Origin of the sequence: Saccharopolyspora pogona (genome assembly GCF_014697215.1) — a bacterium.
Taxonomy (GTDB): Bacteria; Actinomycetota; Actinomycetes; order Mycobacteriales; family Pseudonocardiaceae; genus Saccharopolyspora; species Saccharopolyspora hattusasensis.
On the sequence record NZ_CP031142.1, the window covers coordinates 9,282,841 to 9,308,048 of the forward strand.

Below are 25,208 nucleotides of genomic sequence, written 5' to 3' on the forward strand. Positions count from 1 at the left end.
GTGAGTCTTCTGGGGCGTCGTAGCACCCCAAAAGACTCACAGCCGGAGACCATCGACACTGAGGACAAGGCCATGCCCGAGGCGAGAACGAGAACCATGCCGCCGGTCGCGATTGTCGGGGTCAGCGCGCTGCTGCCGGGTTCTTCCGATCCGGGCGGATTTTGGCGCACCGTCGTGACGGGAGAGGACCAGGTCACCGAGGTACCGGCGACGCACTGGCTGGTCGAGGACCACTACGACCCGGATCCGGCGGCACCGGACAAGACCTATGCGCATCGCGGCGCGTTCCTCTCCCCGGTGCCGTTCGATCCGCTCGCTCACGGCATTCCCCCCAAGGTGATGGAAGCCACCGACACCAGTCAACTGCTTGCACTCGTGGCAGCCGAACAACTGCTGTCCGGCCTTACCGGCCTGTCGGGTGTGGATCGCGAGCGGGTGAGCGTTATCCTCGGTACGTCGTCGCTGGAACTGCTGACCACTATGGGCAGTCGCATCCAGCGGCCGGTGTGGCTGAAGGCGTTGCGGGAGAGCGGCATCGCCGAGGACCAGGCGCAGGCGATCTGCGATCGAATCGCAGCCAGCTACGTCCCGTGGCAGGAGGCCAGCCTGCCTGGCTTGCTCAGCAACGTCGTGGCCGGGCGGATCGCGAACAGGTTCGACCTGCACGGGAGCAACTACACCACGGACGCCGCGTGTGCGAGCTCGTTGGCTGCGTTGTCCAGCGGGGCGAACGAACTCGCCACCGGACAGGCCGACCTGGTGATCACGGGCGGGGTGGACACACTCAACGATCCGGTGATGTACACCTGCTTCAGCAAGACACCTGCGCTTTCTCCAACTGGCGATTGCCGTCCCTTCTCGGACCAGGCCGACGGCATGGTTCTCGGGGAAGGGATTGTCCTGTTCGCGATTCGCCGCCTCGAAGATGCCGAGCGCGACGGCGACCGGATTCACGCGGTCATCCGCGGCATCGGCACCGCCTCGGACGGGCGCGGCAGCTCCATCTACGCGCCGGTGCCCGAAGGGCAGGCCAGGGCGCTGCGCCGGGCCTACGGCGCAGCGGGCTACGGTCCGGAAACGGTGGAGCTCGTCGAGGCGCACGGCACTGGAACCGCCGCCGGGGACGCTGCCGAGTTCGCCGGACTTCGAGCTGTGTTCAGTGCGGCCGGACGCTCCGGCACCCAGTGGTGCGCACTTGGCTCGGTGAAGTCGCAGATCGGCCACACCAAGAACGCGGCGGGCGCTGCCGGTCTGCTCAAGGCCACGCTCGCATTGAGTCAAAAGGCATTGCCACCGACGATCAAGGTCGACCGCCCCAATCCGGCACTCGGATTCGCCGACAGCCCGTTCTACCTGAACACCCAGGCACGTCCATGGATCAGCGATGGCAGCCATCCGCGGCGCGCTGCGGTGTCCAGCTTCGGCTTCGGCGGAACAGATTTCCACGTCACGTTGGAGGAGTACCGGCCCTCGCCGGGGTCGGAGAGCCGTGCGCCCGAGTTGACCAGGGCAGCCTCCTCCGAGCTGGTTTTGTTCTCGGCCGATTCCCCGCAGGCGCTTGTGAGCGCGTGCCGGGCAAGCTCAGGTGTCTCCCGCCCGCTGGCCGCGATCGCGCGGGAGACGCAAGGCGCGTTCGACCACACCGCCCAGTCCAAACTGGCAATCGTGGCGACCACCGAAGCCGATCTGACCGCGAAGCTGGAAGCGACAGCGGACCGCATCGAAGCGGATCCGGAGACGGCGTTGTCCGCCCCGCGAGGTGTCTACTATGCGCCTCGTCGTATCGATCCCGGCAAGCTGGGACTCCTGTTCTCCGGGCAGGGCAGCCAGTACGTCGGGATGGGCGCAGAGGTCGCGATGCTTCATCCGGCCGCCAGGAGTGCGTGGGACTCGGCCGCTGGAATCTTCTTCGACGGTGTCGCGCTGCATCGCGTGGTGTTCCCGCCTCCCGTCTTCACCGAGGACGAGCGGGCTCAGCAAGACCGCCGGCTGACCCGCACGGAGTGGGCACAACCGGCTCTCGCTGTGCAAAGCCTTGCACTGCTGGAAGTTCTGCGCACCTTGGGCGTCTCGCCGGATGCCGTTGCGGGGCACAGCTTCGGAGAGCTGGTTGCGTTGCACGTCGCCGGTTGCTACGACGCCGAGACGCTCATCAGGCTGGCACGCAAGCGCGGAGAACTGATGCGGGACGCCGCCACTTCACAAGGAGCTATGCTCGCGGTCGCGGGTTCCATCGACGACGTCCGCTCGATCGTTGCGGATCTCGACGACCAGCTGTGGGTCGCCAACCACAACGCACCCAAACAAGTCGCGGTGTCCGGCACCACCGAGGCGATCGACCGGCTGGCGAAGTGGCTTGCCGAAGCCGGCCGAGCTGCCCGGAAACTGAACACAGCCGCCGCATTCCACAGCCCGCTCATGGACTCCGCCCGCGCACCGCTGCGGGAATTCCTTACGGCTGTGGACGTCGCGCCGCCGCGAATCGACGCGTACTCGAACGCGGAAGCCGATCGCTACCCGCCCGACCCGGACGCGATCCGGGACCGCCTGGCCGACCACCTTCAACGGCCGGTCCGGTTCGTCGACCAGATCGAGACCATGCACGCCAACGGTGTCCGTACGTTCGTCGAGGTCGGTGCGGGAGCGACCCTCACGAGACTGACCAGCGACATCCTGGCCGGACGCGAACACCTGTCGGTCAGCCTGGATCACGCCCGCACCGACGGGGTCACCGCCCTGCACGAAGGGCTGGCCCAGCTCGCCGTGCGCGGTATCCCCCTGAACTTCGAGGCACTGTGGTGCCCGTTCACGCCGATCGAGGAACCCCGAATGGACGAAAAACCCGGCATGACAGTGGACCTGATCGGCGCGAACTACGGCAAACCGTATCCACCGCCCGGCGGTGCCCACGAACTCCCGCCGCCCAACCCACCACAGCAAGCCAAGAGCACCACCCCATTTCCCGAAGCCGTGGACGGACCTGTCGTCCACGGACATCGACCTTCCCCCGATTGGGTGCCAGGTGAGGGGCACCCTTCACAAAGCAACCTGGTCAGGGGTGCCTCTCACCCCGTTTCGGACCCCTGGCTAGACGCGTTGCGGGAGACGCAGCGGCAGGCGAGCGAAGCGCATGCCACCTACCAGCGCGTGATGGCCGAGACGCACCTGGCGTTCCTCCGCATGTCCGAAGCGGCTCTCGGCGGATTGTCTTCTGGCGGCGTGCCGCAAGCAGCGCCCGGCGGATTGTCTTCTGGCGGCGTGCCGCAAGCAGCGCCCGGTGGGTTCTCTCCCGCTAGCGTGCCCGAAGCGGCTGCCATGCAGCCCGCTGTTACCCCTTGGGACCATGCCGGCTACACCGTGCCCCAAGTGCCATCGGCTTTACCGGAACCCGTGAGTGTCCCGGTTCCCGCTTCTGATTCCGTGGCGCCGTCATACGACGCATACGCGGCTTCGGTTGAGAACCCGGCTGCGGAGCCGGATTCGGGCGGTGTTGATGTGGCGTTGGTGTTGGAGGTGGTGGCGGAGAAGACGGGTTATCCGTTGAGCGTGCTTGATGCGGGTATGGAGTTGGAGTCGGATCTGGGCATTGATTCGATCAAGCGGGTGGAGATTCTTTCGGCGGTGCGGGAGCGGGTTCCTGATCTGGCAGAGGTTGATCCGGCGTTGCTGGGTGCCGCCGGAACGCTCGGCGAGGTGGCTGAACTGCTCGGTGCCGGGGATAGCGGCGTGGTACACGTCGGAGCCGAACCTGCCCCGCCCCAGGAAGTAACACCGAGTGACAAGCCGACAGAGTTGACGCGACAGGCCATTTCCACCCGGCGGGCAATACCGGAACCCGTGGGTGTCCCGGTTCCCGCTTCTGATTCCGTGGCGCCGTCATTCGACGCATACGCGGCTTCGGTCGAGAACCCGGCTGCGGAGCCGGATTCGAGCGGTGTTGATGTGGCGTTGGTGTTGGAGGTGGTGGCGGAGAAGACGGGTTATCCGTTGAGCGTGCTTGATGCGGGTATGGAGTTGGAGTCGGATCTGGGCATTGATTCGATCAAGCGGGTGGAGATTCTTTCGGCGGTGCGGGAGCGGGTTCCCGGTCTGGCAGAGGTTGATCCGGCATTGCTGGGTGCCGCCGCAACGCTGGGTGAGGTGGCTGAACTGCTCGGCGCCGGGGATAGCGGCGTGGTACACGTCGGAGCCGAACCTGCCGCGCCCCAGGAAGTAACACCGAGTGACAAGCCGACCGAGTTGACGCGACAGGCCATTTCCACCCGGCGGGCACCGGCGGTCGGCTTCGCGCTGCCCGGGTTGATCGGCGCGTCGATAGCGATCACCGAGGACGGAACCGGCGTGGCCGAGCCTCTCGCGGCCGAACTCGTCGAGCACGGTGTGCGCGCGTTCGTCACCGCGGATGTACTGGGCGACACCGACGGCGTCATCTTCCTCGGGGGCCTGCGCTCTGGCTCGGCAGAGGAGGCCATCGCGGTCAACCGGGAGGCATTGCGGGTGGCTCGCGCGATGGTCGCTGGTCGTTCGGAAACACCCAGGGTTTTCGTTGCGGTGCAGGACACCGGTGGTGACTTCGGGCTGTCCGGCTCCGCGCCGGAACGCGTGTGGCTCGGCGGGGTCGCGGCGCTGGCGCGTACCGCCGCGAAGGAATGGCCGGGCACGGCGGTCAAAGCGATCGACTGCGAGCGGGGTGGGCGCAGCGGCGCCGAGCTGGCGCGGGCAATCGCTCGTGAGCTGCTCACCGGTGGCGCGGTGACTGACGTGGGACTGACCGCTGACGGCGCTCGCACCGTGCTTCACCACGCCGAGGCGCCGTTCGGCGACTCGTGGACCGATGTGATCGGCCCGGATTCTGTGATCGTCATCAGCGGTGGAGCGCGCGGTGTGACCGCGATGGCGGCGCGAGCCCTCGCCGCCGCACGCAAACCCAAGCTCGTCCTGCTCGGCCGCACGCCCTTGGCGGATGAGCCGTCTTACCTGTCTGGCGTGTCCGGCGAGGCAGCTGTGCGGGAGGCGGTGGCCGAGCATCTGCGGACCAGTGGTGAGCCAGCTGCACCGCAGCGGATCAGGTCCGAAGCCGCCAGAGTGCTTTCCTGCCGCGAAATCCGGGCGACGCTCGACGCGCTGGAATCCTGCGGTTCGCCGGCCCGCTATCTTCCCGTGGATGTCCGCGACAGCGCGGCGCTGAGCGAAGCCCTGGCGGAAGTGCGCGCGGAGTGGGGGCCGATCACTGGGCTCGTGCACGGTGCCGGGGTGCTGGCGGACAAGACCATCAAGGACAAGACCGACGAACAGCTCGACTACGTCTTCGGCACGAAGGTCGACGGCCTGCGCACCCTGCTCGACGTGACAGCGGAGGATCCCCTTGATCTCCTCTGCGTGTTCTCCTCGGTCGCAGCCTGCTACGGCAACGCGGGGCAGAGCGACTACGCCATGGCCAACGAGGTCATCACCCAGATCGCCGCGGCAGAGCGCACGAAACGCCCGGGGTGCCTGGTCCGCACCATTGCGTGGGGCCCGTGGGACGGCGGGATGGTGGATGCGTCGCTGGCCGACCGCTTGCGGGCCTCCGGAGTCCAGCTGATCCCGATCGAAGCAGGGGCGAAAGCCTTCGTCGACGAGGTACTGGGTGCGCGCGATCCTGTGCAGGTCGTGTGCGCCGCGGGCACCTTCCCGAAAGCCGAGCCCAGTGCAGCCGGGGAGATCGTGGTCACCGACCGGTCGCATCCGTATCTGGCGGACCACTCCGTTGCCGGCACGACGGTGGTTCCGGTCGCGATGGTGCTGGAGTGGTTCACCGCCGCGGCGCACCTGGCCGGGACGTGTGAAACCGTTGCGCTTCGCGACCTCGACGTACTCCGCAAGATCACCCTTGACCACTTCGCCGGAGACGGCGATATCGTGCGCATCACCTGCGAGCCCGGCGGATCCCTGGTCCTGCATGGCACGGGGGAGTTGCCGCATTACCGAGCGAAACTGGACTACGGAGGGACCGCGGTTTCAACTGAAACAATTGAAACTGCGGTCGACGCACCGCGCCGATGGGACGTTCCGGCGGGCCTGGACGCCTTCGGCGACAGGCCGATCTACGACGGCTACCTGCTGTTCCACGGTCCGGCGTTCCAGGCCCTCCGCGGCGTCGACGGGGTCTCCGCGGCCGGAGCGGTTGGGACGGTTGTCGGCGCGCGTGTGCTGGGCTGGCCGGATGAGCACCGTCACACCGATCCGGCGGCGGTGGACGGCGGTATCCAGTTGGCGACCTTGTGGGCTGAGCGGGCGCTGGGGACCGCCGCGCTGCCCATGGGCGTCGGCGAATTCCGGCTGCATCGTCCGGGAATGCTGGACGGCGCGGGCACGAGCATCATACGAGCGGGACAGGTGCACAGCGCTCATGCTGAGTGCGATCTCCAGCTCTGCGCCGCCGACGGCACACCCGTCGCCGAGCTGCACCGGCTTCGCCTGGTGGCCCGCCCCGATGGCGCCCCGAGCGGGAGGTGACGGGCGTGTTCGAGCCGATCGCCATCGTCGGTCGTGGGTGCGTACTACCGGGCGCACTTGACCCGGATGCATTCTGGGACAACATCATCGAACGCCGTGTCAGCCTCACCCGGGTTCCCGAAGGCCGCTGGAGACTGCCCGCCGGCGACGTGCCACTTGGCATCAGCAGTGACGTCGGCGGTTATGTCTCCGGTTTCGCCGATGTCTTCGATCCTGATGGGTTGCAGGTCGATGCCGCGCGGATCGGCGTGCTGGACGAGTCGTATCGCTGGGTACTGCACGGTGCGCGCCAAGCACTGGGGGAAGCAGGCGTCGACCAGCCCCACGAACGCGCCGGACTGGTGCTCGGCAATCTGTCGCTGCCCACGGACGGGATGGTGCGTTTTGCCGAGAGCGTGTGGTTGTCCGACCAGACGCCCGCTGTCCGGGCGGTTCTGTCCGGCCTGCTCGATGGGCCCGAACCCAGCGCGCTGAACCGGTTTTCCTCCGGTATCCCGGCGCATTTCGCGGCGGCCGCGCTCGGCTTGGGTGCGGGCTCCTTCGCGTTGGACGCGGCGTGCGCATCGTCGCTCTACGCGATCAAGTTGGCGTGCGATCGCCTGCACGATGGCACGGCGGATCTCATGGTGGCGGGCGCGGTCAACCGGACCGACGACCTCGCGATCCACCAGGCGTTCAGTGCGCTGTCCGCGCTGAGCCCTACCGGACGCAGCCGTCCCTTCCACCGCGATGCCGACGGCCTGGTCCCGGCCGAAGGTGCGGCCTTCGTCGCCCTGATGAGGTTGTCCGACGCCCTCGCCGCGGGCGTTCGGATTCGTGGCGTGATTCGCGGTGTAGGACTGTCCAACGACGGACGGTCGAAGGGCATCCTGGTGCCCACCGAGGAGGGCCAGGTTCGCGCGCTCCAGCAGGCATATGCCGACGCTGAGATCTCGCCCGAGTCGGTGTCGCTTCTCGAGTGCCACGCGACCGGCACCAGCCTCGGCGATGCGGTCGAGGTTCGCAGCACATCGCGGGCCTTCGCCGGGGCGCGGGATCTGCCGATCGGTTCGGCTAAGTCGAACACCGGCCACCTCATCACGGCCGCAGGAGCCGCCGGTGTGCTGAAGGTGCTTGCCGCGATGGACGCCGGCATTCGCCCTCCAACGCTCGGAGCCGACGAGCCGGTCGAAGCGCTGCGCGACACCCCACTGCGCCTGCTGCACGAAGCCGAAGCATGGGACGGCCACCGCCGCGCCGGGATTAGCGCGTTCGGCTTCGGCGGCAACAACGCCCACCTGGTCCTCGAACAATGGACAGGTGACAACGTGGTCGTGAGTGCGAAAACGGCCTCTAACCGGTCTTGGCACTCACGACCCGATGAGGTCGCGATCGTGGGGATCGGCGCGCGAGTCGCCGACTGCGCGGACTTCGACGAGTTCCGCGATGCTCTACTGTGTGGGACCTCCCGCCTGGGCCCGGCCGTCGACTACGCGGTCGCTGTCCCGAAACTTCGCGTGCCACCAGCGGACCTGCAGAAGTCGCTGGGCCAGCAGGTGTCGATTCTGGAGGCCGCCCGCGAGGCGGTGCGCGATGTCAGTCTGGTTCGGGATCGGACGATGGTGCTGATCGGAATGGGTTGCGATGTCGAGGTGGCCCGGTATCCGACCCGCACACGCGTGGCGAGCAACCTCGGCGAATCGGAGCAACGCGAGCAGTATCCGAACGCTTTCGCGCCGGTACTCGACGCTCCCGCGGTCGTCGGCACGATGCCGAACGTCGTGGCGAACCGGATCAATGCCCAGTTGGACCTAGCCGGACCGAGCTTCACCGTCTCGGCGGAGGAAGCATCCGGTCTGGTGGCGCTCGAAATCGGCGAGCGAGCCTTGCGCTCGCGGGAGGCCGACGCGGTGTTGGTCGGTGCCGTCGACCTCTCCCACGAGCAGGTGCACCGCAAAGCTCTCGCAGACCTGAACATCGACGTCCCACCCGGCGATGCAGCCGTCGTGCTGGTTCTCAAACGCCTCGACGACGCGCGCCGGGACGGCGACGACGTACTCGCCGTTCTCACGGACCCCCAGCCGGACGTTGGCCTCGTCGTGGGTGACGGCGCAATTTCAATGGAAATTAGGGATCCGATTTCCATTGAAATTGCGAACCAGCAGAATCAGGTGGCTAATAGTTCCAGAGAATCCTTCGACCCCGCCAAGGTTTTCGGGGTGCCGCATGCGGCCAAGGGGTTGCTTGCCGTGGCGTGCGCCGCCGTAGCCGTGCGGCATGGGGCGATACCGCGTGTCGACCAGCCGGCCGATCCGTCCGTTGACCGTCGGAGCGCGGCTGTGGCGGTGTCGACGCTGGGGGCGCAGGAGCGACGTCTCGGACTCCGGGCTGACTCCGTGGATTCGTGGATCGCCGATGGCGTCGGCAGATTGCACGTGTTTTCCGGCGCCGATGCGGCCACCGCCCTCGCTGCCGCGCGGGCAGGCCGGGAAACCGACACGGGACCGGCGCGACTGGTCGTCCGGGCTGCCGACCATACTCAGCTGCACGATCGGATCGGGGCCGCCGAACGTTGGCTGGCCGGGCAGGGCCTCCAGCCGGAAGGGGTGGCGTTCCGGAACGAACCGATTGTGGGCGAAGCGGCGTTCGTGTTCTCCAATGGTTCCGCCAGCTACTCGCGGATGGGGCGAGAGGTCATGCTCGCGCTGCCGGATATCCGGCAACGAGTCGAACAGCGTTGTGGATCGTTGGCCGAACTGATCGGGTGGGCGTACGCCGGGACGGCACCACGTGCGTTGGACCAGATTTGGGGCGCGTCAGTACTCGGTCAGCTGCACACGGAGATCACGCGGGGCTTGCTCGGCGTGAAACCCACCGCGGTCATCGGCTATTCCTCGGGGGAATCCAGCGCACTGGTCGCGATGGGCGCATGGCGCGACGTACCGCGGCTGGTTGCGGAAGTCGAGGACTCCGTGGTGTTGACCAGCGCGCTCGCCGGGGAGTTCGCCGCCGTGCGCCGGGCGTGGCGGCGGCACGGCGTTACGGGCGAGAAATGGGCCGCCTACATCGTCAGCGCATCAGCGGAAGCCGTCCGCGAGGCCGTCGCCGGTGAACCCGCCGTGCACCTGATGGCGATGAACGCGCCCGGGGTGAGTGTTCTCGGCGGTGAATCCGAGGGCTGCCAGCGTGTGCTGCGGCGGCTGGGACAACCGAACGCACTGCCGCTCGACTACGACATCGCCGCGCACGTCCCGGAGGTCGACGAGGTACGGCACCAGTATTGGGAGCTGCACCGCCGGCCCACCTTCGACCTGCCGGACGTGCGCTTTTACTCCTGCGCCACCACGGAGCCGTACTTGGTGACCGCGCAGAATGCCGCCGACGCCGTGACCGCGCAGGCGGTCGGCACAATCGATTTCATCGGGACCGTCGAGCGGGCGTGGCGCGACGGGGTCCGGGTGTTCATCGAGCACGGGCCGCGCGGACTGTGCACAGGATGGATCCAGCGGATTCTCGGCGACCGGGAGCATGTGGCCGTAGCGCTGGATTCGGCTGACGGCCGGAGCCTGCGCCAGCTAACACGCGCGGTCGCGGAACTGGTCGCAGCGGGTGTCATCGTCGACCACGAACGGCTCCTCGGCGCGCTGGCGACCGGTCGGCCCGCGCCACGCCCCGTGGTCGAGGCCTTCGTCACCGAGGCACATCCTCCGCCGATCGTGCTACCGGAACCGCACGCGGAGCAGCGAATGCATCCGGCACCGGCGCTTCCTCCAGTGGGCGAGCTGTTGGCACCGGTCCCGGATCCCGCCGGCGAGACGCTACTGCCAGTCCAGACTCCGGCACCCGTCCAGACTCCGGTCGAGAGGGCGGCATTCCACGCGGACGGCGAATGGCACCGCATCGTCGCTTCGACGCACCAGGAGTTCCTCGAAAGCCATGCCCAGGTGCATCAGCAATACCTCGCCCTGCTCGAGAAATCACGCCTGGTCCTGATGAGCCGACCCGGTACGCCCGGTCGGGGCGAGGTGCAGGGCACCGTTGACCAAGTACGTTGGTCAGAGGCGCCCTTCACCCAGCACCCGACCGGGCAGTTGAGCGGCCCGATTTTCGGTCGGGAGCAGCTTGTGCAGTTGGCGAGTGGGCGGATTTCGGAGGTGTTCGGGCCGGAGTTCCGGGCGCAGGACGGGTTTCGGCGTCAGGTCCGGATGCCCCAGCCTCCGATGCTGCTGGCCGACCGGGTGACCGGGATCGATGCGCCGCGCGGGCGGTTGGGGACCGGCACGATCTGGACCCAGACCGACGTGACCGCCGATGCGTGGTATCTCGATCCGACCGGGCGCATGCCGGCCGGTCTGATGATCGAGGCAGGACAGGCGGACTTGCTCCTGATCAGCTGGATGGGGGTGGATCTGCTCAACCGCGGCGAACGCGTTTACCGGCTGCTGGGCTGCGAGCTGACTTTTCACGGCAGCCCACCCGCGCCCGGTGAGGTGCTCGACTTCGACATCCACATCGACGGGCACGGCGACCACGGTGGCACGCGCCTTTTCTTCTTTCACTACGACTGCCGGGTCGACGGCGAACTCAGGCTGAGCGTGCGCGGCGGCCAGGCGGGGTTCTTCAGCGACCATGAGCTTGCCGACACCAGCGGCGTCCTGTGGGATCCGGCCGGCGAGACCCCGGAACCCGCTCGATGGCTCGATGAACCGCAGGTGGTGTGCTCGGCGCGCAGCTTCTCAGCCGAGCAGGTCGCCGCATTCGCGGCGGGGCGGCCGGACGACTGCTTCGGCCCGGAATGGCTGTGCACCCAGGCGCACGTCCGCACCCCGCGCATCGCCGGCGGAAAGATGCTGCTGCTGCGCGAGGTCACCGAGTTCGATCCGGCTGGCGGTCCGTGGAAACGCGGTTATCTGCGGGCGGAAACACCGGTCTCCGCCGACGACTGGTTCTTCGAAGGCCACTTCAAGGACGACCCGTGCATGCCCGGCACCCTGATGTACGAAGGCTGCCTGCAGGCAATGGCCTTCTACCTTGCGGCACTCGGGCACACCGTGGACGCCGACGGCTGGCGGTTCGAGCCGGTGACCGGCGACCCGGTGGCCATGCGCTGTCGCGGCCAGGTGACCCCAGACAGCCGGTCGATCACCTACGAAGTTTTCGTCACCGAAGTTTCGGCGGGTCCGGTACCGACCCTGACCGCCGACGTACTGTGCACGGTGGACGGGGTCAAGGCGTTCCACGCGAGACGAGTCGGGCTGCGCCTGGTGCCGGATTGGCCGCTGGCCACCTTGGTTCCCTTTCAGGAAGCCGAAGTCGACAGCGGCATCTTCGGCCGTTCCGGGCTTCTCGCATCGGCCTGGGGCAAGCCGACCGATGCGTTCGGCCCCGCGTTCGCCCCGTTCGATGGCGTCCGGCGTTCGGCGCGGTTGCCGGGGCCGCCGTACCACTTCATCTCGCGGATCGTCTCGGTCGGCGCGCCGCAGGGCGCGATGACCGCAGGCGGTCACGCCGTCGCCGAATACGACCTGCCGGCGGATGCCTGGTACTGGGCGGAGAACGGGTATCCGGTGATGCCGTTGGCGGTGTTGATGGAAGTGGCGCTGCAGCCGTGCGGGTGGTTCGCCTCCTACGCGGGATGCACGCTGTCGTCCGAAGAGGACTTTCTTTTCCGCAATCTGGACGGCAGCGCCACTATTCTCGGCGAGGTGAACCAGTCGGTGCAGACGCTACGCACGACGGTCACCCTGCTGAACATTTCCCGGTATTCCGGCACGATCATCGTCTCTTTCGATGTGGACGTAGAGGCCGACGGGCAACGGTTGCTGCATGCTTCGAGTGTGTTCGGGTTCTTTCCCGCACAGGCATTCGCCGAGCAAATAGGCCTGCCCTCCACAAGAGGCGAGCGACTTTCCGGCGACTCGTGTCGAGAGCTGCTTCCCTACGACGGGGACGGCTCGCTGCGACTGGCCGGTCCGATGCTGCTGGTGCTGGATCGCATCACCGGGTACTGGCCTGACGGCGGCAAGGCCGGGCTCGGCCGAGTGGTGGCGGAGAAAGACGTCCGGCCCGGCGAGTGGTATTTCAAGGCCCACTTCTTCCAGGACCCCGTGCAACCGGGTTCGCTGGGGGTGGAAGCGATGTGCCAGCTGCTGAGGTTCTACATGATCGACCGTGGGCTGGGCGACGGCGTGACCGACCCGCGGTTTTCGTTGGTGACCGATCGGCCGCTGACCTGGAAGTACCGGGGACAGGTCACGCCGGCCAACCAAACGGTGACAGTCGAGCTGGACGTGCTGGAACTCGGCGAGGACCCCGACGGCCGCTTCGCGGTGGCCGACGCTTCGCTGTGGGTCGACGGCGCTCGCATCTACCACGTTCCAGAACTCGCGCTGCGCGTCGTTGAGCAGAACGCGTGAGTTCTTTGGGGCATTGCTGGTCGGCTCCGAGCCTTAGAGCCGGAGCGAGACCGATGCCCTTTCTTCTCTGATGCTCGGGTAAAAGGGGCGCACTTGCCAGGCTTTCGCAACGGGGTACCACGTTGCACTGGCAGTGTTGTTCTGGCGTCGCGTGTGCGACTCCAAATGCACGCGCGACGAACCCTGGCGAGGGGCGATGCTTAGTCGGGAACGTTGGTTCGTGTTGATGGACCCACAGCGGGTTCCTGAGGCCGCGGACGAGGTTCCATCGATCGAGTCGGTCGTCAACGTGTGGCCGTCGCAGAGGAACGGGCGCGGCGGCCGTTTCCTCGCCAACCCGGATTATGTTCCCGCGGAGAATGATTCGCCGAGCGATGTGGTGGATGCCAACCTGCGTTTCCTGATGCAGAAGGGTCCGGAAGCGGCCAAGTATATTCGGGCGATCTTCCGGGATGCGCGGTTCGAGGTTGTCATGAACGGCGACGGGCACCCGCAGGTGGTGCGATCGCCGGATGGAGCCGCGTATGTGCTTGTGGCCACGGCGGAATCGCACAAGCGGCGTGTTTCCTCGCCCGTGTGGTGGCGTGTTGGTGTTGCGGAACTGATCGAGCTGACGGGCGACGAAAACCAGGTGTTGTTCAACCCGGGCAGTGCGGCATCGGTACGTGTGGCAGGTGACGTCGTCCGGGGCGCGGGCGAACTCGCCGAGCAGGAAATCGTTGCGCTGTATGAAGAATTACTCGGTGAGTACGAAGGTCGTTGTGTTCTGGCGTGGGACATAGAAGAGAATGATTCCTGGGTGTCGGCAGTTGCCGCCGGTGATCCGGTGAAGTCGAGGGTTGCTTGGCCGGATCGGCCGAGCTTCCCCCGAGACTGCCCAGTCTCCGGTTTTTCTTGGGTGGGGTGGTGGTGATGTTTTCGTCGATCATGGTGCCGGAGGGGGTGCGGCGGCTTTTTCAGGTGTTGACGGGTGAGGATATGACGGATGCGGATGAGGGTGTGTTGTTCGCGGTGGCGGATGCGTTGGAGTCGGGTGCGGTGGGGGTGGGGGAGGTGGGGGGTTTTGTGGCGGAGTTGGTGGGGAAGGTGCGGACGGAGTTTTCGGGGAAGGCGGCGGACCGGTTCGCGGGGGGTTTGGAGGTTTTCGATGGGTTGCTGGCCTCGGGTGAGGGGGCGTTGCGGGAGTTGGCGGTGTTCGTGCGGGATCTGGCGCGGCAGGTGCGGTATTTGAAGTTGGTGACGATTTATGGTTTGGAATTGTTGTTGTTGGAGATGGCGTGGGCGGTGGCGATGGCGGGGGCGACCGGTGGTGCGTCGATGGCGTGGCTGGCGGCGCGGATGGCGGTGATGCGGTTGTTGTTGTCGCGGTGGTGGGGTCAGTTGTTCATGCGGTTGGCGATGGCGGCGGCCGGTGGTGTGGCGTTCAACGTGGTACCGGATCTGCAGGCCCAGTTGCAGATGCTGGGTGAGAAGTCGGCTGAGAAGTGGGACGGGAAGCTCAGCGAGCAGGCGGCGGGAATGGGGGCGTTTTCGGCGTTGGTGTCGCTGCCGATGTCGGCGCTGGGTGGTCTGGTGAGCAACGCGTTGACGAAGGTGCTGGTGCGGGGACTGGGCGATGAGGTGGACGCGGCGATTCTGGAGGCGGCGGTGAGGCGGGCGGTGGCCGAGCATGCGGAGTTGTATCCGGTGTCGGCGATGGCGCGCTTCGCGGATGTGGTGGGGGAGCATTTGGATTTTTATGCGGGGATGTCGGTGCGGGGCATGTGGTCGGCGCGGTTCGGCGAGTGGGTCGGGGAGGCGTTGGAGAACGCGTTGTCGGAGTTGTTCGGGGAGGTGGGGTATCTGGCGGCCACGGGCCAGGAGGTGACCTGGAACCCGTTCTCGGTGACGGCGGGTGTGTTCGAGTCGGTGTTCAGTGGTGTGGGCAATTTGGCGGGGTTGGTGTGGCGGGGCAAGCTGCACCCGGAAGGCCCGAGCCCGTATCTCGAGGGCACCGGCCGGCGTGAGGGCACCACCACCGAGGGTGGCGGGTTTGATGAGGAGAAGACCCCGCTGCTGGGGATAGGGTCCGGGTCGCAGACAGGGAACATCCCTGGCTCCCCGGACAAGGGCGGCGTGTTCGACCCGTCGGACACGTCTGAGGTGTCTGATGTGGACCCGATTTTCTCGGTACCGGCCACCAGGTCGGTGGATGCGGGCGCGGTGTCGGTGCTCTCCGACGGAGACCCGGTGGTGCCCGGTTCCGATCCGGCCTCCGGTGTTGCGGTCGGTAAGGACGGGAATGACGGGGCCGGTGGCAGCGGCAAGGACGGGGACCCAACCAGTGATGCTCCGGCCGTGCCAGGTTTCGGGCAGCACCGGCAGGGCACACCACCACTGGCGTATTCCGGTGTGACACCAGTTTTCGGTCCGGACAGGCCGGAAACACCGCCCCTGGCCTACCGCTGGTTGCCTCGCGAAGATTCGGTCGTGCCGCCTGATGTAGCGGGGCAGACAGTGCCGGGGGACCGGCCGCGGGAGGTGTTTTCACCGCAGGCGCGGGATACAGCGGCGGACAAGTCACCGGCGGGCACCCCGCATGCTGCTGACGTGCCTTGGGATGCCGCGCTACCGAAGACCATCACGTCTGGGTCTGGGTCTGGGTCTGGGTCTGGGTCTGGGTCTGGGTCTGGGTCTGGGTCTGGGTCTGGGTCTGGGTCTGGGTCTGGGTCTGGGTCGGTCGCGGACCCGGACAGTGGTGCTGTGTTCCCGGGGCAGGAGACGACGTCGCCGAGTGCAACGACCGGCCAGGGTGCGTCTTCCGGTGTGGATTCGTATCGCCCGGATGCTGTAGCGGTGTCGGGGGATTCGGTGACGTCGCCGGCAGAGAGGTCGCAGGCGGCCCCGTATCTGCAACAGAACCAGGCGACGATACTACCTGCGGGCTTGCCGCCGAACGCGGTGCGGGTGCCGGTGCCGGCGGATGTGGTGTCCGGTGGTGGGTTGGCCGATATCGTGGCGGGCGGTGTTGCGGATTCCACTGGCGGACCCGTGGTGCTGGTGTCCCAGGGTGATCCGGATGCGGGTGTGGTGGTGTCGCCGGGTCAGGGGACGGCTCTGGCGCGAGGTATGGGGCGGCGTGTTGTCGCGTTGACGCCGGGGCAGGGCGGGCGCGGGCCGCAGTGGACGGAATTCGCCGCGGATGGATCTGCTCCCAGGCGGGTGGCCGGGTCCGGTGGTTCGGTGCCGACTGGGGGACGCGGGGGCCTGGCCGGCCTGGCGGACGCGTCGGCTGCTGCTCCGGTCTCCGGTGAGACGACGGTGGCTTCGGATGAGACACCGGTTGCGCAGACGAGGTCGGTGGCCGGGGACGCACCGCCCGCGGCAACAACCACACACGATGCCGGGGCGGGAACCGTGTGGGATGCCGGTGCGCCGGTTATGCGCCGGGAGGTCGGCCGGGGCAAGGCGATTTCCGTGGCTGCGGAGGGGGGTAGGCCGTGGCCGGTTGGGTCGCGGGCGGGGGTGGCTGGTGTGCTGCGGGTGGAGCCGTTGTTGTTTGGGGGGCTTGGTGATTCGGGTGAGGTGATTGATCGGGCCCGGGGGTTGGTGGCGGACCTGCCGGATATCCAGTTTGTGGGTGTGCATGTGAGGCCGGATGGGTGGGCGGTGTTGCCGGATGGCCGGCCGGCGTCGCCTGAGGAGTTCGCTGAGGTGGTGCGGGGGGATGAGCGTTTTGTGCCGGGGCTGGTAGTTGCGTTGTTGGGGTGTGCTGCGCATCGGCGGTTGGTGCCGGGTGGGTTGACGTTTGGGGAGCGGTTCGCGCGTGCGTTGGGTGCGTGGGTGTGGGTGGCGGATGTCGATGTGGTTCAGACCGAGGATGGGGGTGTTCATGCCACGGAGGTGTCGGTGACCGGTGATGGCCGGTTGTTGCCGGAGTTCGTTGGTGAGCTGGGTACTGGGCATTGGTCGTTGCTGGGTGCTGAGGGGCAGTTGCTGTGGTGGTCGGGTCCGGAATTGCGTGCCGCGGTTGCCGATTCCGTTGTCCTGTTTGATACCGGCGGGGGTTTGGAGCACGGTTCGCAGGCACGGGCGGAGATCGACGGCTCGGCCATGCCGCGCTCGGTGGAGCGAGCACACCCGGCCCCGGTGATCAGGTGGACGCGCACGCCAGGACCAAGCCGGACCGGCACGCCTGCGGAAAAGAAAGCAAGGAATATAGCAGCGCAGAGGGAGTGGAGGGCCCGTACGAAGGAGAAGCGGGTGCAGGCGAATGCGCGGTTGGGGGAGCTTTTGGCTCGGCAGGCGGAGTTGGCGGTGTTGCCGGTGCTGGATGCGGATTTGCGGGCGGAGTTGGTGGCGTTGCCGGGGCGTATCGAGGTGGTGCGGGCGGAGGTGGACACGATGGCGAAAGGCGCGGAGGAAAAGAAAGCAAAGAATGCGGCAGCGGAGAGGGAGAGGCGGGCCCGCGAGAAGGAGAAGCTGGTGCAGGCGAATGCGCGGCTGGGGGAGCTTTTGGCTCGGCAGGCGGAGTTGGCGGTGTTGCCGGTGCTGGATGCGGATCGGGGGGCGGAGTTGGTGGCGTTGCCGGGGCGTATCGAGGTGGTGCGGGCGGAGGTGGACACGATGGCGAAAGGCGCGGAGGAAAAGAAGACAAAGGATGCGGCAGCTAAGAGGGAGGGGAGGGCCCGCGAGAAGGAGAAGCGGGTGCAGGCGAATGCGCGGCTGGGGGAGCTTTTGGCTCGGCAGGCGGAGTTGGCGGTGTCGCCGGTGCTGGATGCGGATTTGCGGGCGGAGTTGGTGGCGTTGCCGGGGCGTATCGAGGTGGTGCGGGGGGAGGTGGACACGATGGCGAAAGGCGCGGAGGAAAAGAAGACAAAGGATGCGGCAGCGCATAAGGAGAGGTGGGCCCGTACGAAGGAGAAGCGGGTGCAGGCGAATGCGCGGCTGGGGGAGCTTATGGCTCGGCAGGCGGAGTTGGCGGAGTCGCCGGTGCTGGATGCGGATCGGGGGGCGGAGTTGGCGGAGTCGCCGGTGCTGGATGCGGATTTGCGGGCGGAGTTGGTGGCGTTGCCGGGGCGTATCGAGGTGGTGCGGGCGGAGGTGGACACGATGGCGAACGGCGCGGCGGAAAAGAAGACAAAGGATGCGGCAGCGGAGAGGGAGAGGCGGGCCCGCGAGAAGGAGAAGCTGGTGCAGGCGAATGCGCGGCTGGGGGAGCTTATGGCTCGGCAGGCGGAGTTGGGGGCGGAGCTGAGGCAGGCTGCGTCTCTGGAGGCGGAGTGGGCGGAGTGGCCGGGGTTGGTGGCGGGGTTGCAGGAGTGGGATGAGGCTCGGCTGGCAGCGGAGTTGGCGGCGTTGCGGGGGCGTATTGAGGATTTGCGGGCGGAGTTGGCGGCGCTGCCGGGGCGTATCGAGATGGTGCGGGCGGAGTTGGACACGATGGCGAAAGGCGCTGAGCGGAGGCGCGAAAAGGACAGGAGAAATGAGCGTGCGGATCGGGAGAGGCAGGCTGCGGAGAGGCAGGCCGCGGAATTGTCTGGTGGGGAAGGGTCTTTGTTTGCTGGTGGGTCTGCTGCCGTGAGCTTGCCGGGAGATGCGTCGGCTGGGGTTGTTATTGATTCGTAGGGCAAATATGTGATGTTAGGCGGCGTAGCGGACCTCGGGTTTGTCGAGGTCGGAGCGGATCCGGTCGGGCAGCCAGCCGGTGGAGGAAGGAACGGACTGCGTGTTCCAACTCGGCGGGGGTTTTCGGTGCTGCTTTGGTGGACACGGCGCGTTTGAGGTCGGCGCCTGAGGATTTCGTCGGGGTTGAGCTCGGGGCTGTCCCCGGGCAGGAAGTGCATCTCGATCGCCTCGGCGTACTCGGCGATCTGCTGGACGGTCTTGCGGCGGTGGACGTCGTGTCCGTCGACGATCAGATTGACCTTACGGCCCAGATGGCCGACCAGACGGGTCCAGAAACGGGATGAACACGCCGGCGTTGAACGCCCCGGTGTAGACGGTGGCGCACGGTCGTGAACTGTCTGCGGATTCTGCCTGCGCGCACCCGCTCAAGGGGCTTGCCCCTACGCCAACTCTGCGAACACTGCCCCAGCTTCCACACCGAACCCAGCTCGCTGCCCATACTGGCCACCCAACGCGTCGACGCCGAAGCCCTCGCCCGCGACGCCGAACAGCGTGGCTGGATCGCCGAAGCCGAACGACACCAGCGTGGTAGAGGGTGGTGCGGCCCAGGCCGGTGCGGGCGGCGACGGCGGTGAAGGTGACGCTGTGGCCGTCGTGGTGGAGTTCGGTGCAGGCGCGTTCGACGTGGCCCAGGGTGCTGGTGGTGGTCATCCTGTTTGGGCCTTGGTGATCAGGGTGTCGAGTCAGGCGATGAGTCGCGCCACCCGAGTACGCCGCCACGAAGAACAACTCCGACGCTACGACAACGCCCTGATGGAGAATTTCTTCTCCACACTGCAGATCGAACTGGTCTACCGGAACTCCTGGCACACCGGTGACGAGGCCGAGAACGCGATCTTCGGCTATATCGACGGCTGGTACAACACCCAACGCATCCAAAAGGACCTGGGCCGGCTGTTCCAGGACGAATACGAGACCGCCTGGCACACCAGCCAGATAACCCACTCCGAGGGCTCCCAACGTCCCCGATCGGAACCAGGTAAATAGCCCTCCGAGTTCCTGGGGGTTCCTCACATTGCGGCACGCCGGCGAACTCGGCGAGGCCCTCGCGGCCTGCGCCGTGGGCGGCGTCCGATACACCACGGTCGGCGCTTGCGTGCCACAAGCGCCGACCTTCAAGCCATATCCGTGGACAGCACGGTGCGTGCGCACCATTAGAGCCGGTTCTGCTTGCTCCCGCGCGTGGCCGGGTGGCCTGCTGCCCAATTCACGCGGGACGCATCGTCGCTTGCCTAGCTAGCGGCGGGGCTCGCCGCCACACCTGGTGCAACCGGCTGCACCGGGTGCGGATTAGCCGGATTCACCGGCCTCGGCGAACGCGGCTCAACCGGCTAGGCCGACTGGACGGCTGCCGCGTTCGGGCGGTGTGGGGCGTTCGGGCGGCTGGGTCGTTCGGTGACCGGGTGCTGCGGGTGGACGGCTGCCGCGTTCGGGCGGTGTGGGGTGTTCGGGCGGCTGGGTCGTTCGGTGACCGGGTGCTGCGGGTGGTCACCCGACACCGCAGCGGAGGCCGGTTGCGCCAGAATCATGGAGGTGAGCACCGCCGGGATGAATGTTGCGGCGAACGCGACTGTAGTCTTGATCTTGCGCATGAAAAACAACTCCGTTCTAGACATCGTTTACTTAGTACGATTGCACTGCTTAAACGGTATCGACAATTTCACCTGAACCGGCGCGACGTAAATAGCACCCCACATTCGCGCCGGGAAGCTCGCGCAGAACAAAAATGCCCCCACGATCTAGGTGCTTCGGCGAACACTGGACCGAGCCCGAGCTGTCTAGGAAGCGGGAGATCCCGGACGCCCATCCGGTGCGGTCAACACCAGCTGGCGGCCGACGGACGTGATCGTGAGTTCGCGGTCGCAGCCCTGCTCGTCACTGCAGGGAAGCACGTGGCGAGTCATTCGCGCGGGAAGAGTGTCCCTAGTGGACCTCGAGCTCTCCTCCTGCGCTATGGCGTTGCGACGCTTATTTCGGAGCCTTTCGCCACGAGGACGAAATCGGCCGTTGCCTTTATCCGCGAGCTCATCAGATCGCTCCGGCTCTCATCGCAAAGGCCACCGCGTGCGGCCGGTTGCGCAGGTTGAGGCGACTGGTCACACCGTAGATGACGTTCTTGACCGTCCGTTCCGAATAGCACAACTTCTGCGCGATCTCCGCGGTGTCCAGCCCGCCGGCCATCAAGCGCAGCACGTCGGCTTCGCGGTTGGTCAGCCCGGAAAAGTTCAAACCCTTCGGCGTCAGCACTTCGCGCTGCAGGTGGTCGACCTGCTTCAGTAACTCGCCCAGCAGGTCGGGCGGCATCACGGCGCCGCCTCTGGCCGCGGCGATCACGCTGTTGATCAGTCTCGTCCCGGTCGCGGCGGTTCGCGGCAACACCGCCACCACGCGGGCTTCGACCACCCTGAGCACATTGGACGGGTCGAGTTCATTGGTCACCAGCACACGAGGAACCGGCACCTGTTGCGCCGACTGTCGCAGATCAGCCAACACCTTCGCGCTGACGGGATCCGCAGCGAATACGATCACGTCGGCTTCAGCTGGGCTCGGCACAAGGTACAACTCCGACCGCGACTTCAGGTAACTTGTCAGGCCGGCCACGGTGATCGGGTCTGCTGCCTGCACAGCCACTCGCACTTGGTCCATCAGGATCTCCCACACGCTCCGTGACGATGTGGTCTCAGTGTGCGAAGGCCGTCTTCACGAATTCTCTACGTCGTCTCCACGCCGCCTATAGAACCGAACAGCCTGCTCAGAGCTCTTGTGCCGCTAGGGCGCAGCGCCTCCGCCCATGCGGCAAAAGGTCAATCCAGACCTTATGGAGCAGGGCCGCGTGTTCCTACCCCAAACTACGGCACCATCGGACATGCTCATGGGCATCCGCGATCTCGGACTCCAGCCGCTGCACCGCGTACTCGGCTTCGTCTGGCAGGTCGGTCATCGGCAAGAATTCCCTCTTTGTTTCGGCACCGTCAACCAACCATGCCCGAAACTCGTGCCGACTGTGGCCCCCGCAAGGAGAACTGACCTTTCGTGTAGCCCTCTTTGCCCCCGTTTCAACCCAAGACCGGCTATGGTGAGACGCCCGTCACAGCCACCTTGATGGGTAGGCGGATCTTCGTAACCCGGGATGTGAGGTTCTGAGAGCCCGTCGGCGAAAGGCGTCCGTGCCTTTGGAAGCGGTGCAGCCGCTTGCAGCCACCTTGCCAAGACGACCATCGGCGGGTTCTGAGAGGTTTCCTGGCGAGGACGGCCCCTCCACCGCGGATTGGACATACGTAAGGAGGGGCACCCACAGTCCAGGGAACCTCTCAGGTTCCGCCAAGCGACCACCCACCCAGGCCATTCGCCAACAGGCTCTGAGCTGAGATTTTGATTCGGATACTGCTACCGGTTGGACAGGTTGGATGATCACTGGCCGTAGTCAGCGGGAGATGCCGGGCTGGACGTCAAGCCGACGCCACCGCCCCACCTGGTGCTCCTCGGATCGCTGGATAGTCGCCCCATCGAAGAATTGCCGCCGCCGATGTCCAGGTCGCCTCGATGCCGAGCCGCCTGGTCATGGCTCGTGACGTCGCACTCCTCATCGGCCCGTCTCAACGACCGGCCCCGCGCTGCGGAGCTCGGCGACGGCGGCGGCCGCGCGCACTAGGGCGGCCACGCCGCGGCTGCGGGAGACCGCCGGCCAGGCGATGACCAGCGTGGCGGGAGGACAATCCTCGATGGGGACGTAGGTCACCGCCTGCCGTGGGTACCTCGCGGCGACCGAACTGGGGAGCACGGTCTTCGTCACCCCGAGGCCAATGAGCGTGAGCAGCTGCGCGAGGTCGCGCACGCCCTGCTTGTCGATGTCGCGCTCGGCGTGCTCGCCGACCTCGTCGAGGTCGAAGCCCAGGTCGGCGAGCTGGGCCAGAGAGGCCCCGGCAAGCGGGTGGTCTGCAGGCAGCGCTGCCACGCGCGGCTCGGTCGCGACGGTTTCCGCGTCGATGCCGCTTGCGTCGTAGGGCTCGAACATGAGCGCGGCGTCGGCTTCGCCCTTCCGCAGCAGCCGCGTGTGCTCCTGCCAGCCGCACAAACGGACGGAGACAGGCTCCGCATCGGGCTCGGCTGCCACCGCCGTGAGGATGTCTTCCAACAGACCGCCATCAGCGTCGGCTTTCACCGCGAGCAGCACACTGCGATGCCGTGCCCCCGCCCGTTCGGCACGGCGAACTGCCGCGTCTAGCGCCTCGAGCGCGGGCCGCGCGTGTGCCAGCAGGACCGCGCCGGGCTCGGTCAGCTCCACGACTCGCGTCGAACGCTGGAACAGGCGTACGCCCAGCTCAGCCTCAAGGTTGCGAACTGCTCGCGACAGCGCGGGGCCAGCGATGCCGAGCCGTCCCGCGGCACGCGTGAAGCTGCGTTCCTCCGCCACCGCGACGAAGTACCGCAGGGCGCGGGACTCGACCGCCATGCCCGACACCTTATTACCTGATCGGCACCGGTATTGATGCTTCCCCGTTCACAATCGGTGCTGAATCGGTCATTCCGCGATACCGCACCACTACCGCAGGCTAGGGGGCTACACGGACGGCCCACGAAGATTGAGGAGAGCATGAGAGCAATCGGAATCGAGCGCTTCGGTGACACCCCGGAGCTCAAGGAACTGCCGGTGCCTGAACCCGGCAGTGGTCAAGTGCAAATCGCCATCGATGCGGCGGCGATCAACCCGCTGGACATGGTTGTCGCCTCCGGGGCACTGGCGGCGTTCGGGGATTTCCGGTTCCCGCTCACACTCGGCATGGACGGCGCTGGCACCGTCACTGCGGTCGGTGACGGCGTCACGGAATTCGGCGTGGGAGATCGCGTCTTCGGCCAGTTTTGGAGCCAACCGCTGCAGTCCGGCACGTTCGCTGAGGTCTCGGTCGTGCAAGCGGTGCCCGCGTTCGGCGCACTGGCGACCATCCCCGACGAGTTGCCGAGTCACCTGGCCGCCGCGCTGCCGACCTCGGGAATGACTGCGCTCGGCGCGCTCGACCACATGCAGGTTTCCGAAGGTGGCACGCTACTCGTCATCGGTGCGACCGGAGGCGTCGGTACCTTCGCGGTGCAGGCCGCCGCAGCCCGCGGGATCCGGGTCATCGCAACGGCCTCCGTCGAGCTCATCGCGCAGGTGCGGCACTCGGCGCTGCCGAGATCGCAGTCCGCGACGTGGAGCCGCTCGACCAGGCGCTGTTGAGTCTCGCACCAGAGGGCGTCGATGCGATCCTCGACGTCGTCGGCGACCGCTCCACCACGAGCCGAGTGGCACGCGCCGTCAAGGATGGAGGTGCACTGTTCTCGACCGCCTTCGGCCTTGACGAGAAACTGCTCGATGACGAGCGCATCCGTACCGCGAACTACCGGCTGGACCGCAAACCTGAGCGTCTCATCGAGCTCACGAAACACGTCACCGCGGGCACGCTCCGCCCGGTCGTTGGCGCCGAACTCTCCCTCGAAGAGGCGCCATCGGCTCTGATCAACGGCGTGGAGATCTCCGGCCTGCGCGGCAAGACATTGCTGAGGGTGCGCTGACCTCCGCGTGCTCGCAGATCTCCGCCAGCACAGCCTTCCGTCCCAACCTGCATGTCGCGATCGAGCTGACAGCGGGCGAGTCATCGCCATCGGTGATTAGCAACCGCAACGGTACGACCGTCCACCGCTCTCCGGCATCACCGGGAAATTGGCCGCTCATGGGGTGATTGCCGACGGCGGCTACCGCGGCAACCCTGACGTGATCACGTCTTACCAGAAACGATTCACGGGCCCAGTGGTCGGCTCCGGGCCTTGGGGTCGGAGCGAGACCGATGCCCCTTTTCTTCTATTTCCCGGGTTAAAGGGGCACGCTTGCCGGGCTTCCGTAGCGGAATGCCGTGTTGTGCTGGCAGTGTTGTTCTGTTGTCGCGTGTGCGGCGCCGAATGCGCGCATGACGAGAAGCGGTGAGGGGTATGCTTGGCCAGGAACGTTGGTTTCTGCTGGCGGCCCCACAGTTGGTTCCTGAGGTCACGGACGAGGTTTCTCGGCTGGATTTGCCACGCTCGCTCACGACGAATCGCCGGGGTGGGGCCGGAGGCCTTTACTTGTGTGACGGCTGGGCGGGGTGTCGGGCTTTCATGTCAAGCTCAGGAGCGCGGCACGGTTCGATTCGACACCCCACCGCAGGCCTGCCTTGCGGAGGTTCTGGTGTTCTGCAATGAACTCCGCGATCAGCGATGTGGCCGGTCGATCTCGGCCGTGAAGAAAGCCGACGCCGAGTCGAGTATCGCGTTGTCACGCCCTAGTTCCGTGTTCTCCCGGTGTAGCCGTTGCAACTCCGCCGACTCTTCGGAGGTTGGACTCGCACGCGCTCTGGTGTCGATCTCGCTGTGGCGAACCCACCTGCGCACCGTCTCGACTGTCGCTACACCCAGCGGATCGGCCACTGCCTGGATCGCCGGCCATATCGCCGACCATTCCGGGGCATGCTCCTCGCGAGCCTCGGCGAACATCCGTACAGCCTGCTCACGTCACTCCGGCGGGTACGTCGTCGAACGAGACACGATTCCCTCCTTCTCAGCAGATGAAATCTGGGGACACGCCGGGGCGGCTCAGGACTTCCTAGTCGCTGGTTTGAGGGTGGGGTGGTGGTG

Annotated in this window: 10 protein-coding genes and 2 pseudogenes; 7 read left to right on the plus strand and 5 right to left on the minus strand. The window is 66.7% G+C overall.

Annotated elements, in window-relative coordinates; all coding sequences use genetic code 11:
• Positions 1-72: 72 nt before the first annotated feature.
• The 4 genes from DL519_RS43825 (at position 73) to DL519_RS43840 (ending at position 18,500) form a co-directional block, all read left to right on the plus strand.
• Positions 73-6,498: a type I polyketide synthase gene (locus tag DL519_RS43825; protein WP_190823620.1), complete on the plus strand. Its 6,426-nt coding sequence runs from the start codon at positions 73-75 to the stop codon at positions 6,496-6,498.
• A 5-nt stretch (positions 6,499-6,503) separates the two neighbouring features.
• On the plus strand, positions 6,504-12,893 hold the full coding sequence (locus DL519_RS43830; protein ID WP_190823621.1) for a beta-ketoacyl synthase N-terminal-like domain-containing protein: 6,390 nt from the start codon (positions 6,504-6,506) through the stop codon (positions 12,891-12,893).
• Between the two features lie 220 nt (positions 12,894-13,113).
• Positions 13,114-13,806, plus strand: coding sequence for a type VII secretion system-associated protein (locus DL519_RS43835; protein WP_190823622.1), 693 nt, complete (start codon positions 13,114-13,116; stop codon positions 13,804-13,806).
• Entirely contained in the window at positions 13,806-18,500 is a 4,695-nt protein-coding gene (locus tag DL519_RS43840; protein ID WP_190823623.1) for a WXG100-like domain-containing protein, read from the plus strand. The genes DL519_RS43835 and DL519_RS43840 overlap by 1 nt, the downstream gene beginning before the upstream one ends.
• Before the next feature lie 218 nt (positions 18,501-18,718).
• On the opposite strand, the pseudogene DL519_RS50670 reads toward DL519_RS43840, so the two are convergent.
• Positions 18,719-18,823: pseudogene (locus DL519_RS50670) on the minus strand (hypothetical protein); the annotation flags it as partial.
• Positions 18,824-19,052: 229 nt separating this feature from the next.
• On the opposite strand from DL519_RS50670, the gene DL519_RS43850 reads away from it, so the two are divergent.
• Entirely contained in the window at positions 19,053-19,547 is a 495-nt protein-coding gene (locus DL519_RS43850) for an IS3 family transposase (protein WP_190823624.1), read from the plus strand.
• Positions 19,548-19,891: 344 nt separating this feature from the next.
• On the opposite strand, the gene DL519_RS43855 is transcribed toward DL519_RS43850, so the two are convergent.
• From DL519_RS43855 to DL519_RS43865, 3 genes are all read right to left on the minus strand, one after another.
• Positions 19,892-20,152 carry a hypothetical protein gene (locus tag DL519_RS43855; RefSeq protein WP_190823625.1) on the minus strand — a complete coding sequence of 87 codons (261 nt, stop codon included), beginning with the start codon at positions 20,150-20,152 and terminating at the stop codon, positions 19,892-19,894.
• Positions 20,153-20,588: 436 nt separating this feature from the next.
• The gene (locus tag DL519_RS43860; protein ID WP_190823626.1) at positions 20,589-21,206 is read right to left on the minus strand and encodes a helix-turn-helix transcriptional regulator; all 618 of its coding nucleotides are present in this window, start codon (positions 21,204-21,206) and stop codon (positions 20,589-20,591) included.
• A gap of 937 nt (positions 21,207-22,143) precedes the next feature.
• A complete protein-coding gene (locus DL519_RS43865; protein ID WP_190823627.1) occupies positions 22,144-23,013 on the minus strand; it encodes a LysR family transcriptional regulator in 870 nt (289 codons plus the stop codon).
• Positions 23,014-23,154: 141 nt separating this feature from the next.
• Here DL519_RS43865 and DL519_RS43870 point away from each other — a divergent pair, with 141 nt between their 5' ends.
• On the plus strand, positions 23,155-23,778 hold the full coding sequence (locus tag DL519_RS43870; protein ID WP_190823628.1) for an NADP-dependent oxidoreductase: 624 nt from the start codon (positions 23,155-23,157) through the stop codon (positions 23,776-23,778).
• Complete coding sequence (locus DL519_RS43875) at positions 23,751-24,113, plus strand: zinc-binding dehydrogenase (protein ID WP_190823629.1); 363 nt, start codon at positions 23,751-23,753, stop codon at positions 24,111-24,113. The genes DL519_RS43870 and DL519_RS43875 overlap by 28 nt, the downstream gene beginning before the upstream one ends.
• A gap of 607 nt (positions 24,114-24,720) precedes the next feature.
• On the opposite strand, the pseudogene DL519_RS48115 reads toward DL519_RS43875, so the two are convergent.
• Positions 24,721-25,067: pseudogene (locus DL519_RS48115) on the minus strand (IS3-like element IS987 family transposase); the annotation flags it as partial.
• Positions 25,068-25,208 lie beyond the last annotated feature (141 nt).

What these genes read in the sequence shown, in the direction of transcription:
- DL519_RS43825 (WP_190823620.1), top strand. Translation starts at nt 73, where the DNA reads ATGCCCGAGGCGAGAACGAGAACCATGCCGCCGGTCGCGATTGTCGGG.
- DL519_RS43840 (WP_190823623.1), top strand. Translation starts at nt 13,806, where the DNA reads ATGTTTTCGTCGATCATGGTGCCGGAGGGGGTGCGGCGGCTTTTTCAG.
- DL519_RS43855 (WP_190823625.1), bottom strand. Translation starts at nt 20,152, where the DNA reads ATGCGCAAGATCAAGACTACAGTCGCGTTCGCCGCAACATTCATCCCG.
- DL519_RS43860 (WP_190823626.1), bottom strand. Translation starts at nt 21,206, where the DNA reads ATGGACCAAGTGCGAGTGGCTGTGCAGGCAGCAGACCCGATCACCGTG.
- DL519_RS43865 (WP_190823627.1), bottom strand. Translation starts at nt 23,013, where the DNA reads ATGGCGGTCGAGTCCCGCGCCCTGCGGTACTTCGTCGCGGTGGCGGAG.
- DL519_RS43870 (WP_190823628.1), top strand. Translation starts at nt 23,155, where the DNA reads ATGAGAGCAATCGGAATCGAGCGCTTCGGTGACACCCCGGAGCTCAAG.